Origin of the sequence: Halomonas sp. ND22Bw, assembly GCF_003011945.1 — a bacterium.
Classification (GTDB): domain Bacteria; phylum Pseudomonadota; class Gammaproteobacteria; order Pseudomonadales; family Halomonadaceae; genus Halomonas; species Halomonas halophila.
Window position 1 is genome coordinate 1 of record NZ_PXWD01000495.1, and the last position, 319, is coordinate 319.

Annotated in this window: 1 protein-coding gene; it reads left to right on the top strand. The window is 71.8% G+C overall.

Going from position 1 to position 319, the window contains the following annotated elements:
- Positions 1-319, top strand: a 319-nt coding sequence (locus CVH10_RS19090; RefSeq protein WP_146143089.1) for a M20/M25/M40 family metallo-hydrolase, incomplete at both ends; no start/stop codon positions are given.

Genomic DNA, 319 nt, shown 5'->3' on the forward strand with positions numbered 1-319 from the left:
CACGGTGTTCCCGACGGGCACGGTGCTGCAGCGGCCGTGGCGTGTCGACGGCGATCGCGGCTACGGCCCCGGTGTGTCGGACATGAAGTCCGGCCTGGTGCTGCAGTGCTTCGTGCTGATGGCGCTGCGCCGCATGGCGCCCTTGCCGTTCCCGGTGCTGGGGCTGTTCACCGCCGACGAGGAGATCGGTTCGCAGCGCGGGCGCATCGCCATCGAGCGGCATGCGCGCGGCGCGCGGGCCGCCTTCAACGCCGAGCCGGGCCGTGTCAGCGGCAACCTCGTGACTTCGCGCAAGGGCGGCGCCAACTTCGTCATCGAC